The sequence below is a fragment of the Enterobacter sp. RHBSTW-00901 genome (assembly GCF_014103115.1).
GTDB classification, from domain to species: domain Bacteria; phylum Pseudomonadota; class Gammaproteobacteria; order Enterobacterales; family Enterobacteriaceae; genus Enterobacter; species Enterobacter cloacae_P.
Genome location: NZ_JABXPB010000001.1, coordinates 3,389,417 through 3,406,400, shown reverse-complemented (window position 1 = coordinate 3,406,400; position 16,984 = coordinate 3,389,417). Strand labels below are relative to the sequence as shown.

General features: G+C 55.8%; 12 protein-coding genes. 6 read left to right on the top strand and 6 right to left on the bottom strand.

Annotated features, from left to right (window positions below; translation table 11 throughout):
- Positions 1–37 precede the first annotated feature (37 nt).
- The 6 genes from HV318_RS16415 to nrdG all read left to right on the top strand — a co-directional run bounded on the left by HV318_RS16415 (position 38) and on the right by nrdG (position 9,479).
- Positions 38–1,435, top strand: coding sequence for a PTS fructose transporter subunit IIC (locus HV318_RS16415; RefSeq protein ID WP_182273550.1), 1,398 nt, complete (start codon positions 38–40; stop codon positions 1,433–1,435).
- A 10-nt stretch (positions 1,436–1,445) separates the two neighbouring features.
- The gene (locus HV318_RS16410) at positions 1,446–4,064 is read left to right on the top strand and encodes a glycoside hydrolase family 38 N-terminal domain-containing protein (protein ID WP_182273549.1); all 2,619 of its coding nucleotides are present in this window, start codon (positions 1,446–1,448) and stop codon (positions 4,062–4,064) included.
- Positions 4,061–5,761, top strand: a complete 1,701-nt coding sequence (locus HV318_RS16405; RefSeq protein WP_182273548.1) for a sugar phosphorylase — start codon at positions 4,061–4,063, stop codon at positions 5,759–5,761. The genes HV318_RS16410 and HV318_RS16405 overlap by 4 nt, the downstream gene beginning before the upstream one ends.
- 1 nt (position 5,762) lies before the next feature.
- A complete protein-coding gene (locus tag HV318_RS16400; protein WP_182273547.1) occupies positions 5,763–6,344 on the top strand; it encodes a fructose PTS transporter subunit IIA in 582 nt (193 codons plus the stop codon).
- Positions 6,345–6,734: 390 nt separating this feature from the next.
- On the top strand, positions 6,735–8,873 hold the full coding sequence (gene nrdD / locus HV318_RS16395; protein WP_182273546.1) for an anaerobic ribonucleoside-triphosphate reductase: 2,139 nt from the start codon (positions 6,735–6,737) through the stop codon (positions 8,871–8,873).
- Positions 8,874–9,014: 141 nt separating this feature from the next.
- On the top strand, positions 9,015–9,479 hold the full coding sequence (gene nrdG / locus HV318_RS16390) for an anaerobic ribonucleoside-triphosphate reductase-activating protein (protein ID WP_182273545.1): 465 nt from the start codon (positions 9,015–9,017) through the stop codon (positions 9,477–9,479).
- A 33-nt stretch (positions 9,480–9,512) separates the two neighbouring features.
- Here the strand turns inward: nrdG and HV318_RS16385 are convergent, their stop codons facing one another.
- From HV318_RS16385 to HV318_RS16360, 6 genes are all read right to left on the bottom strand, one after another.
- Positions 9,513–11,423 carry a BglG family transcription antiterminator gene (locus HV318_RS16385; RefSeq protein ID WP_182273544.1) on the bottom strand — a complete coding sequence of 637 codons (1,911 nt, stop codon included), beginning with the start codon at positions 11,421–11,423 and terminating at the stop codon, positions 9,513–9,515.
- Positions 11,424–11,442: 19 nt separating this feature from the next.
- The gene (locus HV318_RS16380) at positions 11,443–12,579 is read right to left on the bottom strand and encodes a lactonase family protein (RefSeq protein WP_182273543.1); all 1,137 of its coding nucleotides are present in this window, start codon (positions 12,577–12,579) and stop codon (positions 11,443–11,445) included.
- A 106-nt stretch (positions 12,580–12,685) separates the two neighbouring features.
- A complete protein-coding gene (locus tag HV318_RS16375; protein WP_419195714.1) occupies positions 12,686–13,828 on the bottom strand; it encodes an IS481 family transposase in 1,143 nt (380 codons plus the stop codon).
- A gap of 155 nt (positions 13,829–13,983) precedes the next feature.
- Positions 13,984–14,724 carry a 2-dehydro-3-deoxy-phosphogluconate aldolase gene (dagF, locus tag HV318_RS16370; protein WP_182273542.1) on the bottom strand — a complete coding sequence of 247 codons (741 nt, stop codon included), beginning with the start codon at positions 14,722–14,724 and terminating at the stop codon, positions 13,984–13,986.
- Positions 14,721–15,839 carry a DgaE family pyridoxal phosphate-dependent ammonia lyase gene (locus HV318_RS16365; protein ID WP_182273541.1) on the bottom strand — a complete coding sequence of 373 codons (1,119 nt, stop codon included), beginning with the start codon at positions 15,837–15,839 and terminating at the stop codon, positions 14,721–14,723. Before HV318_RS16365 ends, dagF begins: the two co-directional genes overlap by 4 nt.
- The gene (locus HV318_RS16360) at positions 15,823–16,956 is read right to left on the bottom strand and encodes an EF_0837/AHA_3915 family putative deacetylase (protein WP_182273540.1); all 1,134 of its coding nucleotides are present in this window, start codon (positions 16,954–16,956) and stop codon (positions 15,823–15,825) included. Before HV318_RS16360 ends, HV318_RS16365 begins: the two co-directional genes overlap by 17 nt.
- Positions 16,957–16,984 lie beyond the last annotated feature (28 nt).

The window sequence follows — 16,984 nt, the reverse complement described above, 5'->3', positions numbered from 1 at the left end:
TATAATCGCCTCAATTCTCTTTGAGGAAATTATCACCATGACTAAACAAAGAATTGTTGCCGTGACGGCCTGTCCTACCGGTATCGCTCATACGTTTATGGCTGCCAATAAAATTACAGCATGGGCGAAAGAAAAGGGTATTGATGTCAAAGTCGAAACCCAGGGAAGCGACGGTGTTAAGAACAAACTGTCGGCCCACGATATCGCCAGCGCCAGTGCCATTATTCTCGCCACCGACGTTCCCCTTCAGGACGCCGAGCGTTTCGACCATGTGCCGCACCTGAAAACGCGCACCCAGGAGCTTATCAGGCATACCGATCGTTACCTGCGCCAGGCGCTGGCAATGGAAAAAACGGTCACGCACATTGAAGACCACGCTGAAAGCAGCCGCTCCGCTTACCAAATCTTTATTGGCCATATCATGGCCGCCATCAGCTACATGCTGCCGGTTGTTGTGCTGGGTGGCCTGCTGATGGCGACGGCGAAAATTACCGGGCAATTTATCAGCATCGAACACACGCCGTTTAGCGTGCTGGATAAGCTTGGGTTCATGACCATTAAATTTATGTACCCTGTTTTTGCCATGTATCTCGCGTTTTCAATTGCCGGTAAGCCTGCGCTGATCCCCGGGCTGATTGGCGGCATCATGTCTGATGAGGTTTACAAGCGCTTCTTTGACATTGAAGGGTTTATGCCATCAGGCTTTTTTGGCGCGATAGGTATCGGCTTTTTTGTCGGCTATCTGGTGCGCTGGCTTAACGATACCATTCAGGTTCGCCAACAGCTTACAACGATTAAGACCATGTTAATGGTGCCGCTGATTACCGGTATTACGCTGGTGATGGTGATGGAATACCTGATTAACCCTGTTTTTGGTGCGCTCAACCAGCTGATGGTTGAATTCTTTACTTCCGCCGGGGATACCGGGCGCGGTTTCTATTCCGCGATGATCGCCGCAGGCACCGCTTTTGACCTGGGTGGCCCGGTGAATAAAGCCGCCGGTTCCGTGGCGCTGGGTTTGAATGGCGTCAGTGAAACCTTTGATTTAACCGCCAGAGAGCTGGCGATTGTTATTCCTTCCATTGGTGTAGGTATCGCCGCATTTCTGAACGGGCGCTTCGGCCTTCCTGCCGTGTTCAGTAGTGAAGAGAAAACAGTGGGCAGCACATCATTGCTGCTGGGTCTCATCGGCATATCAGAAGGTGCGATCCCCTTCATTCTGAAAAACCCACGGCTGATCCCCGTCTTCATGGCTGGCGCAATGTCCGGCGCACTGCTGGCTATCGCACTGGGAGTGAAGCAAACCCTGCCGCTTCCGGCGATATGGGGATGGCCGCTGGCAACCAACGTCACGGGATATCTGCTAAGCGTTTTCACTGGTGCACTGGTCTGTGCGCTGGGCGTTCTCTATGCCAGCCCACGAATGGCGAAGTAAGGACAGGAAGATGAGTCACATCCACGTCGTCGCACATACGCACTGGGATCAGGAGTGGTATTTCACGCTCCAGGACAGCAACATTCTGGCGTCTTACAATTTCGCTGAAGTGATTGCCACGCTCGAACAAGATCCGTCATATACCTGCTACCACCTTGATGGGCAAATGGCCGTCGTTGAGGATTTCCTGGGCATTAACCCCGAATATCGCCAGCGCCTGAATACACTGGTACGCGACAAGCGTCTGTTTATTGGACCGTGGTATTCGCAAACCGATACCTACAACGTTCACGGCGAGTCAATTATTCGCAACCTGAAATACGGTATGTTGTCCGCGAGGGAACATGGCCATGCCATGATGGTGGGATACCTGCCGGATACGTTCGGCCACAATGCACAAATGCCGACCCTGCTACGCGGCTGCGGCATTGATAACATTGTATTCTGGCGCGGCATTAACCACGACGAGCAGGCCAGCAAGAGTCAGTTTATCTGGCGAGCCCCCTCAGGAGCCGAAATCATCGCCTGCGCGATGGCATTTGGCTATGGCGCAGCAAAAAATATCAGCGCCGATGCTGAACACCTGCATGGCAAAATTTACCCGCTCGTCAATGCGCTTCGCCAGCGCGCCGGGCTGGAACATTTATTACTGCCCAGCGGCGGCGATCAGGTCAATATCGATCCTGATTTACCCGGTATTCTGCGCACGGCGAGCCAGCACTCACCAGAAAATGACCAGTACCGGATCGGCTCGCTGGAGCACTACGTCGGGCTCCTGCGACAGCGGCAAGGCGGTTTTGAGCGCTGGGAAGGTGAACTGAAATCCCCTCGTTATACGCGCATTCACAAAACGATCGGCTCCGTCCGTTATGACATCAAAAAGAAAAATTACGATATTGAACAATTTATCCTGCGTCGGCTGGAGCCCACGATTGCGTTAGCGCGTCATCACGGTATTCACGTCAATCTGGAATGGGTCGATCGCATCTGGAAACAGCTATTGCGCTGCCATGCTCACGATTCCATTGGCGGTTGTAATAGCGATGCCACCAACCGTGATATTGCTCATCGCCTCGAGCAAACCGAGCAGCTTTGCCACAGCCTGTGGAATCTGGTGGTGAAAGAACTGGGCTCGGCGTGCTGCCAGGAAGGTGAGCTACTGGTTGTGAATACCAGTGCGGATAAGGCGTCACGCGTCGTGAATACCACGGTATACAGCCGCAGCGATACCCTTGCGCTACGGTACCAACACCAGCCTCTGGCGTTCAGCGTTCTCGACCGGCAGTCCCTCCCTGGTGGGCGGGTTGTTCAACTGACGCCTGAAGGTGAAAAAGAGATCGTATTACCCGACTATTACCGCTGGAACATCGCGCTGGATATGCCGGACTTACCCGCTCTCGGTTATATGGCCGTCACCGTAGCAGAAGCACCGGGCATAAGCGATTGGGCACATACCGTCCAGGATACCGTTATTGAAAACGAGACGAGCAGGCTGCGAATCGAAGCGGGTTATCTCTCTCTGGAAGATAAACATAGCGGCAGGCGGATTGAAAAACTGTTCACGTTCGAAGACTGCGCCGACTCAGGCGACAGCTACGACTTCTCCCCACTGAAGGGCGATACGCCTCAATACACTGCTCAATTCAGGCTTCTTGACTGCCAGAAGTGTCAGCTCATCGAAAGAATGACGTTAGAAACGGAACTCTTGTTACCCGTGGATCTGGCAGCTCGCGCGGGAGGCGCAACAAAAACGCTGTCCGTGCGGCTGCAATGTGAACTGCGCAAATACGATCCTCATTTATATGTCGCGATAGATCTGGAGAACACCGTTTGCGATCACCGTCTGCGCTTGCTGATCAACAGCGATATCACGACGCGGCACACCCTTGCCTCGCAGCCTTTTTCGATCATCCGCCGTCAGGCTGGCGTGAAAAACGATCGGTGGCGTCAGCAGTACCGGGAATTTCCCGTGGATATCGAAACCAGTGAGGGGATTATTGCTGTTGAAGACGCAGGCAAAGCACTGATCATTAACAGCCAGGGAATGAAAGAGTTTCAGCTCCACGGAACAGAACCCACCCACATTGCACTGACGCTGTTTAAAGCCACGGGGGTACTGGGCCGCGACGATCTTGCCTGGCGACCTGGCCGTGCCTCGGGGATCAATAACACCATTGTTGAAACACCGGACGCACAGCTCCTCAAACCGCTGCACTTTTCTTTTGCCCTGTCGCTGGCAGACAACGCAGAGCACGCCACGTTACGGAAACGGGAAAAACAGGCTATTGACCAACCCTTTACCTGGCAGCGGCAAACGCTGCATACGCTGGATAACCGTCTTGAGCGGTTCACATTAAACATAAAAACGCGCTCGCTGCCGGGTTATTTCTCGCTTCTGGACGTCCCCGAGCCGCTCATACTTTCCGCTCTGCCACATGCCCAAACGGTGAACGGCACCCTCGTGCGTCTTTTTAACGCCGGTGACCAGCCGGTGCCCGTTCCGGCCTGTTTTACAGCGCTTGCACAGGTCAACTATCTGGAAGAGATCGTCCCCACACAAACCATGATCCCGCCTTCCAGTAGCTGTGATTTTCTTATTGCTTACACGGAGCGTAACGATCCGCAATGACTCTTACCCCTCTGATTAACGAAACACTCACGCAGCTGTATCCCCATCAGGATCCCGCTGTGACCGGCGAGAGAATTCTCCAACTCTGCAAACAATGGGAGTCTGGTCAACACACTCCGGTTCCGCTGGACCAAACCCGCGTCTGGATGATTGCTTATGGTGACAGTATGACCTCACCAGGCGCACCGGCACTTAACGTACTGCACCGGTTTTCACAGACGTGGCTGAAAGAGAGGATCAGTGACATCCACCTGCTGCCTATGTATCCGTGGAGTTCCGATGATGGGTTTAGCGTCAAAGATTACCGACAAATAGCCCCTGAACTGGGCGGCTGGCAGGACGTCGAAGCGATGGCAAAAGATTTCAATCTGATGTTCGACTTCGTTATCAACCATATCTCCCGGGAAAGCACCTGGTTTAAAGGGTATCTGGACGGTGATGCCCGCTACGAGAATTTTTTCCTGAATGCCGACCCGGAGGGCAATTACCATCAGGTGACGCGTCCCCGGGCGTTACCGCTACTCACGCCATTTACACGTAAAAGCGGGGAAAAGGTTCATATCTGGACAACATTTAGCGCCGATCAGATAGATTTGAATTTCCGTGAACCGGAAGTCCTTCTGGAGAGCATTGCGATCCTGCTGGAATATGCCGCCCGTGGCGCACGCGCGATCCGTCTGGATGCTATCGGTTTTCTCTGGAAGGAGCCAAATAGCCGCTGTATTCATCTTCCACAGGTGCACCAAATCATTAAGCTCTGGCGAGCCATTCTTGATAAAACGTTCCCCGATTGCCTGCTCATTACGGAAACCAACGTCCCGCATCAGGAGAATATCCGTTACTTTGGTACCGGTGATGAAGCAAGCATGGTCTATCAGTTCCCTCTGCCTCCGCTGACGCTGCATGCATTTTTACGCGGCAATGCTCGCTGGCTAAGACAGTGGGCAAAAACGCTGGAAGCCGACCCCCTTCCTGGCAACTGCACATTTTTCAACTTCCTGGCCAGCCATGACGGTATTGGTTTACGCCCGGTAGAGAATGTGCTGGATGCAGAGGAAAAAAACTTTCTGATCAGTGAAGTGGAACGCAAAGAAGGACGTATTTCCTGGAAAACGGATCCTGACGGTAGCCAGTCGCCGTATGAAATCAACATCAACTATCTGAGTGCGTTAAGCGAACCCGGCGAAAGCCAGGACTCACAAATAGCCCGCTTCAGCGCCGCACATGCGATTTTATTCATGCTACAGGGCGTTCCGGCAATTTATTACCACAGCCTGCTCGGGAGTGAAAATGATGTTGCCGGGCTGCGCGCCTCTGGCATTAACCGGCGTATCAATCGCGAAAAGCTGGATCTTTCACGTCTGCACAGCGAGCTTATCGACCCACAGAGCCTGCGCACCCGCATCTATGGCGAACTGACGAAACTGTTACAGATACGGCGGCAGCATCCGGCCTTTTCGCCCCACGCCGGGCAGCGTGTCCTGCCGCTGGAGGACTCGCTCTTTGGTGTGGTACGCCAGAATAAACAAGAAAGTGAAACCCTCTATTGTGTCGTCAACGTCACGGGAACCCCGCAGCCGCTTTCGTTACCGGTGGCAGGTATCGATCTCGTGACAAACAAACCGTTTACCGGCAGGTGCATTCTTGCAGGCTGGCAGACACTGTGGGTTCAGGTTAACTCACCCCTGGAGGCATAAAATGAATTTACTCACGCTGACTCACGCTGATTTCATCTTTATCAACCCCGAGCCACGCACGCCGGAAGCGCTCATCAGGCACATGTCAGATTCGCTAGCCAGACGGGGTGTGATCCACGATAAGCACGCGTTTATTGATAGTGTCTTACATCGCGAAAGCGAAGGCCCTACCGCGCTCGGTGAAGAGCTTGCCGTCCCGCATGGAAAATCAGAATCTGTCGCCCAGGCGGCCTTCTGTGTTGCACTTTTTGAAGAGCCCATCACATGGCCCGGGCTGGAGGGCGACGAAAAGGTCAGAATGGTATTCCTGCTGGCCATTCCTTCCCGTGAAGCGGGAAGCACCCATATGCAGCTTCTGACAACGCTGACAACCTCCCTCACTGATGACGAAACGCGCAGTAACCTTCTCGCGGCAAGCACCCGCGAAGAGGTGCTGTCCATTTTAGGGGGTGAGGAGGAAGCGCCTGTACCACCTGCAATGCCTGCCGCACCGGCTAACAACCCACTGCTTCCGGTGATACTTGGCATCATCACCGCGATGGCGCTGATCAACGCCGGGCTAAGCTGGGCCGGTCACCTGTAACGCAGAACTCACACCTGTCAGTCAAAACCAGGCTCAGCGCAACCTGCGCTGAGCTGATGATTTTGTTGAAAAATTAATCAAAATTTGACGCAAGGAATTTACAAAGCCTGTAACGCTTGTCATCTGTACTCTCCCTTTTTTACTTTGTTCTGAATCAAAAAAATCGCAAACAAGTTTGATGCAAATCACTATATGTAGCACTTAAAATGCACGCCGACCCAACATCTTGTATTTATCGTCTACTATTCCAACAACAAGACGGCGACCCTGCTCCCCGGAATTGTGGATAACAAGTGTCGGGAACGAGGGAAATAGCGGGGCGGATTGAAAATCTGCCCGGCGCAATCTTCTCCACCTCTGTGGATAACCTGTTTTTAAAATGGAGTGATCATGACACCGCATGTGATGAAACGTGATGGCTGTAAAGTGCCGTTTAAATCAGAGCGCATCAAAGAAGCCATTCTGCGTGCAGCTAAAGCAGCGGGAGTCGATGACGCAGATTACTGCGCCACCGTCGCAGAAGTCGTTAGCAGCCAGATGAATACACGCAGCCAGGTTGATATCAGTGAGATCCAGACTGCCGTTGAGAACCAGCTGATGTCGGGGCCTTACAAGCAGCTGGCCCGCGCCTACATTGAGTATCGCCACGATCGTGACATTCAGCGTGAGAAGCGCGGTCGTCTGAACCAGGATATTCGTGGTCTGGTAGAGCAGACCAACTCCGCCCTGCTCAATGAAAATGCGAACAAAGACAGTAAAGTCATCCCGACCCAGCGTGACCTGCTGGCGGGTATTGTTGCCAAACACTATGCCCGTCAGCACCTGCTGCCGCGCGACGTCGTTTCCGCGCACGAGCGCGGCGAGATCCACTACCACGATCTCGACTACTCGCCGTTCTTCCCGATGTTCAACTGCATGCTGATCGATCTGAAAGGGATGCTGACCCACGGTTTTAAAATGGGTAACGCCGAGATTGAACCGCCAAAATCCATCTCCACCGCTACCGCAGTAACGGCGCAGATTATCGCCCAGGTCGCCAGCCATATTTACGGTGGCACCACCATTAACCGCATTGATGAAGTGCTTGCGCCGTTTGTCAGCGCGAGCTTCAACAAGCACCGTACAACGGCGGAAGAGTGGCAAATCCCGGATGCCGACGGCTATGCCCATTCGCGCACCGAAAAAGAGTGTTACGACGCATTCCAGTCGCTGGAGTATGAAGTTAACACGCTGCACACCGCCAACGGCCAGACGCCGTTTGTCACCTTCGGTTTCGGCCTGGGTACCAGCTGGGAATCGCGACTGATCCAACAGTCCATTCTGCGCAACCGCATCTCTGGTCTTGGCAAGAACCGCAAAACGGCGGTATTCCCAAAACTGGTGTTTGCCATTCGCGACGGTCTGAACCACAAGTTTGGCGACCCGAATTACGACATCAAGCAGCTGGCACTGGAGTGCGCAAGCAAGCGTATGTATCCGGACATCCTGAACTACGATCAGGTGGTCAAGGTCACCGGTTCGTTTAAAACGCCAATGGGCTGTCGCAGCTTCCTCGGCGTGTACGAGGATGAAAACGGCGAGCAGATCCACGACGGGCGTAATAACCTGGGCGTGATCAGCCTTAACCTGCCGCGCATCGCGCTGGAGGCCAAAGGTAATGAAGCGGCCTTCTGGACGCTGCTGGACGAACGTCTGCTGCTGGCACGTAAAGCGTTGATGACCCGTATTGCCCGCCTGGAAGGGGTGAAGGCGCGCGTTGCGCCAATCCTGTATATGGAAGGTGCCTGCGGCGTGCGTCTGAAAGCAGACGATGACGTTTCTGAGATCTTCAAAAATGGCCGTGCGTCTATCTCGCTGGGCTATATCGGCATTCACGAAACCATCAACGCGCTGTCTGGCGACAAGCATATGTATGACAGCGACGCGCTGCGTGAAAAAGGTGTCGCTATCGTGCAGCGCCTGCGCGATGCGGTTGACCAGTGGAAAGATGAAACCGGCTATGGCTTTAGCCTGTACAGCACCCCGAGCGAAAACCTGTGCGACCGTTTCTGCCGCCTGGACACCGCAGAGTTTGGCATCATTGAAGGGGTGACCGACAAAGGTTACTACACCAACAGCTTCCACCTCGACGTCGAGAAAAAGGTTAACCCGTACGACAAGATCGACTTTGAAGCTGCTTACCCGCCCATCGCCAGCGGTGGTTTCATCTGCTACGGCGAGTACCCAAACATCCAGCACAACCTGAAAGCGCTGGAAGACGTGTGGGATTACAGCTATCAGCACGTGCCGTATTACGGTACGAACACGCCTATCGATGAGTGCTACGAGTGCGGCTTTACCGGTGAGTTCGAATGCACCAGCAAAGGATTCACCTGTCCGAAATGCGGCAACCATGATGCCTCGCGCGTTTCCGTGACTCGCCGCGTGTGTGGTTATCTCGGCAGCCCTGATGCACGTCCGTTTAACGCCGGTAAGCAGGAAGAGGTGAAACGCCGCGTGAAACATCTGGGGAATGGGCAGATCGGGTAAGTTCTTTGCCAGGTTCTCCCCCTCACCCTACCCCTCTCCCTCAAGGGAGAGGGAACCGATCGAGCACATTGTCATGCCGGACGCCGGTTTTCTCCCTCTCCCTGTGGGAGAGGGCCGGGGTAAGGGCATCAGGTTAACACTATGAATTACCACCAGTACTACCCCGTCGACATCGTCAACGGCCCCGGCACCCGCTGCACCCTGTTTGTTTCTGGCTGTGTTCACGAATGCCCCGGCTGCTACAACAAAAGCACCTGGCGCTTAAATTCAGGCATGCCGTTTACTGCAGAGATGGAAGACCGGATCATCAACGACCTGAACGACACGCGCATTCGCCGCCAGGGGATTTCACTCTCCGGTGGCGACCCGCTTCACCCGCAAAACGTGCCGGAGATCCTGAAGCTGGTAAAACGTATTCGCAGAGAGTGTGCAGGAAAGGACATCTGGGTCTGGACAGGCTACAAGCTGGATGAGCTGAATGCGCAGCAGATGGAAATAGTGGATCTGATTAACGTGCTGGTCGACGGCAAGTTTGTGCAGGATTTAAAAGACCCGGCGCTTATCTGGCGCGGCAGCAGTAACCAGGTTGTGCACCACTTGCGGTAATTAAAAGGCGGATATCCTCTATCCGCCTTCATCTCAAAACCGGCTCAAACTCTCCATCGCCACGGTCTTAAACTCCGCAAAATCCCCGCAACCGCACAGCCGTGACATGGCGCGTTCGCGCAGGAATGTCACGAAGATGTCGTAAATCGCCATCGCCTCTTCGTATTCGCTTTTACTGATGGCAAGCAGGAAGATGACGTGCGCAGTTTCATCGCCCCACGGAATACCCTGCGGAGCCAGCACGGTGTAAACCACTGTTTTCTGCGCCAGTAACCCGAGGGAGTGCGGCAGCGCGATACCATCACCGAGCATGGTGCTGACGATGGCTTCGCGCTCGACGACGGAGCCCAGGAATTCCGCGCCGACAAAACCTTCGTCTTCAAGCTGCTCACACAGCTCACGGAACAGCGTTTGCTGGTCAATGGGTTTATCAATAATGCGGAAATGGGCCGCGTCGAAGTATTTGTCCAGCATCCACGGACGGGTTCTGTCCACCAGCACCAGCTTGCCGATCTGCTCCAGCTGGTAGTCCGTCGGGAACGGGGCGATCATCACCACCGGCTTGGACTTTTCGCTCACGCGGGCGGTGGCGATAACAAAGTCTTCGCTGATCGACCCGGCCTGTTCGTACTCGCGCAGCGTAAGGGTACGCGTCACCTCAATTTGCGGATATTTACGCTGCAGCACCGCCTCAATCATTCGCACCATCGCGTTACCAGCATCGCACACCAGCAGCACGCGCGGCTGACGCTGGTAACCAATATTGTAGTGACGCTCAAGACCAACCCCGATATGCAGCACCAGGAAGCCAATTTCGTTTTCACTGATCACATACGGCGTGTATTTGCCCCAGCTCGACACCGCCGCCAGCGTCATATCCCACGCCATCGGGTAGTGCTGTTTGATGTTATCCAGCAGCGGATTGGGGATCATGATTTGATACCGCACGCGGGTGATCATGGTTTTAATATGTGTCAGCAAATCCGCATGCAGCTGCTCGTCGCTGAGCAGATTGTAGTTATAGTGGGTGTTGATGTAGCGCAGGATGTAATTAACCAGCGCTTCGTCGTCATCGGCATTGATGGCGCTGGGGGCGATGTCCTGGATCTGTCGCGACGCAATGTGTACGCACAGCCAGTTCTCTTCTGAAGGCGAAAGCGCCTTACCTGCCAGCTGCTGGATAGTCACCGCGATATCCTTCGCCGCTTCACGCACATTCTCTTCCACACCTTCCGCATGGAATTCCGGCAGCGGGTAGCCTTCACTGATGCGACGCACCGACACCGCACAGTACAGGCGCAGGAACAGTTCACCTTCGTCGGTCAGGCGGATATGGTGGCGGGTCAGCGCGTCATGCAACACGCTCACCATCTGCTCAGGTACACCTGCGTTGAGTGCAACTTCCGTCACCAGTGGGTTCAGGCTGTCCTGCTGCGCCAGCTCCCAGAGGAGATCGGTCAGACAGGCGCGGGTTGCCATCTCGCTACCAAACAGCTTCATGCCGTGGCGTGGGCGGGTTTCCAGCGTCAGGTGGTAGCGATGGAACCACTCGCGCACTTCCGCCATGTCGCTTTGCAGCGTGGCGCGGCTGACAAACCACTCGTCAGCCAGATCTTCCAGCTTGAGGGAAAACGCCGAGGTGAGAAAACGCACCACCAGATAGTACACACGCTCCGGCCCCGTCCGGGGAATGCGCAACGCGCGCGGGTGAGACTCCTGGAGCTGCTGGTAGCGCTCTGCATCGTCAATTTTGAGCTGGTAGCCATTGCCACGGCTCAAAATAAACTGTGCGCCGTGGCTCGCCAGCAGCGCGTTCAGGGCGGTGATATCAGCGCGGACGGTTCGCGTGGAGACCGACAGACGCTGCGCCAGCTCGTCCTGCGGCAGCGTCTCGTTTTGCAACAGATCGAAAAGTTGCGCTAAACGTTGGTTCGGGAATCGCACGTCGTTGTCCTCTTACTACTTAGGGTGAAATAACCATCTGGGATGGGCTGCCGACCGGGGTATAACCCGGCTCGAAGCTCAGTTTTCCATCCTGCGCCACGCGGAAACGGGTAATGTTGTCGCTGCGCTGGTTCATGACATACAGCCAGCGCCCCTGCTTATCGAGCGTCAGGGTTCGCGGATAATCGCCCCGCGTCCAGACATCGTCCTGATGCCGCAACGTGCCATCCTCTTTTACGGTAAAGTGCCCGATGCTGTTATGCAAACGGTTAGCCACATACAGCTGCCTGCCGTCGGCACTTAATGCCAGCCCGGCGGCAAAACTGGTGCCTTTATAACCTTCCGGCAGCGCGGAGAAGGTTTTGCCTTCTTTCAGCCTGCCGCTGGCATCCAGCGTATAGTGCGTCAGCGTGGAGGCCTCTTCGTTAATCAGCCACAGGGCATCACCTTTCGGTGTAAAGACGAAGTGACGAGGCCCGGCTCCTTTTGAAGAGGCACGGATAAACGGCGGATCGTTGGGGGTCAGCTTCCCGCTTCGATCGTCAAAGCGGTACTGGTAAATACGATCCAGCCCCAGATCGGTGGAAAAAACGTATTTCCCGCGCGGATCGGCGGCGATCATATGTGCGTGCGGGCCGTTATGATCGCTGATGGCAAAACTCCCTTCCACCGCCGCCTCCGGTTTCGCCGCACCCGGCTCGCCCTGATCCTGATGTTTATCCGTGGCATCACCCAGGCTGCCGTCGGTTTTGATCGGCAGAACCGCAATCGAACCGCTGACATAATTCGCCACCAGCAGATGTTGCCCGTTCGGCGTCAGGGAGAGATAAACCGGCCCCGCACCACCGGACGCCACCTGATTGAGCTCACTCAACTCCCCGTTATCCCCCACGCGCAGCGCCTGCACCACCCCCTGCTCCACTTCGCTGGCCACATACAACGTTTTACCGTCGTGCGAGACAGTGAGCTGCGCGGCGTTCGGCAGCTTGCTCACCAGCGTTTTGCTGCCGAGCGCGCCAGTTTGCGGGTCGACGGTAAAGCGGTACAGCCCTTCACCATTGGGGTTGTAGGTACCGACCCAGGCGTACTGCGTCTGGGCGACGGCAGCAGTAGCCAGTAAAGAGAGTGAAGCGACAAGCAGATTACGGGTGTGCATGGTGGCTCCTTCAGGTGTGTGCGGTTTGTTCCCCTCACCCCAGCCCTCTCCCATGTACGGTCCGGGGACATGGTAGACAGGTGTTCGGGGACATGGTGAACACTTTTTAACATCCTTTACCTATGGTGATCGACTTTTTCTTCAGGTCGATCACCCCCACTTTCGTGCTGTACCACCACACGTCATAACAGCCGTCTTCCTGTGTTTCCCTCAGCCCTACCCGTTCCCCCCTGAACGCCTTGCCTGCGCTCAGACTGACTCCTTTCACGCTCAGCTTCCCGCTGATATCGACTTTCCTGACCATCACCCCCTCATCGTATTCCGGTGGGATTGTGTTGCCGTTGTACTGCCGTGCGGACGGCTGATACCGGGAGGCCGGAACGTTCATACCCAGCGCCTCGTGCGGTCGTTCAAGGTTATAGACGGTGCGCCAGTGTTCAAATGCACGCTGCAGTTCACCGCTGTCCGCGAACCACTTCCCCTGCAACACTTCCGCCTTCAGGCTGCGGTGAAAACGCTCCAGCTTGCCCTGTGTCTGCGGATGATATGGCCGGGAGTGCCCCACCCGGATACCCAGGCGCATCAGCCACAGCTCCAGTGCCGTCCAGATGCCGGTGGTGTCGCCCCACGGCGCTCCGTTATCCATCGTCATCCTGTCCGGCAGACCGTAGCGTTCAAACACGCTGACCAGCTGCTGCTGTACGGTCTCACGCCGTTCATCGGTGCAGTGTGCCAGGCACAGGGAAAAGCGGGAGTGGTCATCCAGCAGGGTGAGCGGATGACAGCGGCCACCACCAAAGGGAAAGTGTCCCTTAAAATCCATCTGCCAGAGGCGATTGGGCGCATCATGTTCGAACCGCCCTGAGGCCGGAATGCCCGGTGAAACGCCCGGCAGCAGACCGTGGCGGGCCATCAGGTTATGGACGGTGCTGAAAGCGGGCATGCAGTGCCCCAGGTCTTCCAGCCAGCGCTTAATCTTGCGTGCGCCCCAGCGTTCATGACGGTCATGTGCCATGCGCAGAAGAGCTGTGATGTCATCAGATGAGCGGTTCGGGGAATGATGAGGTATACGGGGCCGGTCCAGAAGGCCGGATGCGCCTTCCTGAGCCCAGCGCTGAAGCCACTTATAGCCGGTGGCAGGCGAAATGCCGTAGTGACGGCACAGGGAACGGATGTTCGCCCCGTCCTGCGAGGCGAACAAAACAAACTCGGTACGTAATGACATGGTATCTCTCGCATCCCAGGGCATAAGTGACTCCATAAACGGGTTCTTATGCCTTAGTTGTAAGTGTCTACCATGTCCCCGAACAAGTGTTCACTATGTCCCCGGACTGTACACCCAAAGGGAGAGGGGGGAAATGTTCCCTCTCCCTTTGGGAGAGGGTGAGGGTGAGGGTTCAGGTTTTACTTCACCAGCTTCTTCGTCATGTCCAGCAGCGTACGCACATCTTCCGGACGCGTATCGCCGCTGGCTTTGTCGATAATCGAACTGTAGATATGCGGGATGATTTTGCTCACACCCGCGTCCAGCGCGATCTGCAGGATCTCCTCAAAGTTTTCCAGATCGATACCACCGGTCGGCTCCAGCCAGAAATCGTGACGGGCGCAGGCTTCTGCCACCGCGTTGTACTCGTCACGACATTTCAGGCCGCCCATCGGGAAGTATTTGATGGAGCTGCCACCAAAATCTTTCAGCAGGGCAATTGCAGTTTCCACAGGAACGATGCCATCCGGTGCCATACTGCTCAGCGGGCCAGTGGAGATTTTCACCATGCCAACGGTACCGGTCGGGGAGACCAGGCCGTTCACCACGGAGTCGTTCTGCCCCAGCAACGCACGGCTGGTTGCCACACCGGTGAAGACCTGGTTCACGTGCTGCGGTTGTACCTGACGGGAGATTTCACTCACCATCGCAGACTGGTTCGGATCACCTGCGCCCAGGCCCACGGACAGCGCATTATCAATCAGCGCCGCGTATTCGCGCATATCGGCCACAGCGCTTGCCACGTCCGGGTAATTTTTGGAGAGCACACCCACCAGCACATGGCCTTCCGCCGCCTCGTAAATGGCGCTGGCGTTGGCTCTGGAGCCTGCCAGTACGTTCAGACAGACGCGGTCACGGTAAAAATTAGGGGTCAGCTTCATGCGTTTTTCTCCTGTCCTAATACTTCGCGAATGCGGCGGAACACAATGTTCAGCTGTTCAGCATTCACGCTGCGCACATCCGCTTCGATAATCCCTTCGTTGGCCTTGTAGCCACGGAAATAAATGGCGTATTCGCCCTGCTTCAGCGCATTCACCAGGTCACCTGTCCCCATGCCGGTGGTCGCTTCATCAAACGCAATCTCGGTGCGCGCAATGTCACGACCAGCGCTGTCCCAGACCACGCGTGCCGTTACGCCATTCAGGGTGTTGAGCGCGTCGACAAACGGCGTCATCTTCGCCACCATCTCTGCGCCACTCTCTTTGGTCGCCGTCAGATAATGCTCAATGGCGCAGGTCAGGCCAAGAATGCCCTCTTTACCCACCTTCATGGCGCGGCCAATGCCTGCCGTCTGGCGCTTCACCCATTCAACGTACTGGGCTTTACCGATCACCAGCCCGCTGGTTGGCCCTTCAATGGCTTTCGCACCGCTGTAGATAACGAGATCCGCACCGGAGCGGTAGTAAACATGCAGATCTTCTTCTGCCGCCGCATCAACGATCAGCGGCAGACCATGTTTACGCGCCACCACGGCTGCCTGCTCCACGCTGAGCATGCTTTTCTGCACGCAGTGGTGAGACTTGATATAGAGGATCGCCGCCGTACGTGGGGAGATCGCCGCCGCCAGCTGCTCGGCAGAACATTCGTTGGCATAACCCGCCTCCACCAGCTTGCCCCCCCCCAGCGCCACCATTGTGCCCACCGGTGCGCCAAAGTTGACGTTGTGACCTTTCGGCAGCACGATTTCGTTGTTCTCAGGTGGGGTGACGTGCAGGTTTTCCAGCAGCCAGTCGCTGTCTTTCACCAGCACTGCGGCCACGGACTGCGCAATACCCGCCGAGGCACAAGAGACCACTGTCGCCCCTTCCACATCCAGCAACTTCGCAATGTATTCCCCGGTTTTATTGACCAGATCCTTCATCTCAAAATACTGATTCATACCGTCCATCGCCGCCTGCACCACTTCCGGGCGCGGCGTGGAAACCCCCAGCGCCGTCATACGGCCAGAGGTGTTAATGACTTGCTTTAAGTGGTACTTCTCATAAATCGAAGGCATGTTCCGTGCTCCCTTGTTCGGTCATGTAGCCCTTGCCCGCGCGGATCGCAGCAAGCGGCACCAGAATGTGTTCAGCCTGCAGGCTGTCGTTTTCGGCATCCGTCAGCACCGTCGGCTGACGTTTAATGGTGAACAGCGTCAGGTCGCCGTCGAGCCCAGGCTGGATGCGGCCCTTGCGCGTCAGGCGCAGGCCATCAGCCGCATTTGCCGTCACGCGCTCAACCACCTGCGGCAGTGACATACCGATGGCGAGGAATTTCGACATCACGCTCGCAAGTGAGCCTACCGGGCCGTGAAGACGGTTGCGGCAGTAGATATCCGAGCTGATGGTGTGCGGCAGAATGCCCATCGCGATGGCGCGTTTTGCCACCTCAAAGCTGAAGCTCGCCGTACCGTGGCCGACGTCCAGACGCACGCCGCGTTTCAAGGCGGAAGTGATGGATGCACGCAGTTCGCCGGATGGGGTGAGAATGCGGTTTGGCTTGCCGTTGTAGCAGTGGGTGATGATGTCGCCAGAGCTGAGCAGTTCAGCGATTTCGTCGAGGTTTGGCGGGTTATTACCAATGTGTACCATCAGCGGCAGGTCGCCGTTCTCTTTCTGGATAGCTTTCGCACGTTCCAGTGGCGTAATGCCATTCTCACCGACCACGCTGCTGCTCATGCGCGCTTTCAGGCCAACGATAAAATCAGGGTAACGTTTAACCGCCTGTTTCACCGCATCGGCGTCGATGTTAGCCAGATTAGCCAGCTCGTTCTGCGCAATCAGTCCAACGCGGGAGATGTTCAGCAGAGCGTAAACCTCGGTTGTCGCTTTGCGGGTGATGGCGTAAAAATCGTCCACGTCATCCGCCCCGGTACTGCCCGCATCCACCACGGTGGTGACGCCAGTGGCAATGCCCACGCTGTCTGGTTCGTCGTGGTAAATGGGGGAATTCGGGTAGCAGTGTACGTGGGAATCAATCCAGCCCGCGCTAACGTATACGTCACCGTTGAGCGCCACCGTTTGATGGGCGGGTGCGTCAATGTCGCCCAGCGCCGCGATTTTTCCGTCCTGAATGGCGATATCAGTCAGGGTATCGTCAGTAAGACGCGCACGGCGCAGGAGTAAATCAAACATAGTGCTCTCCTGATAAGGCGGGCGCGCT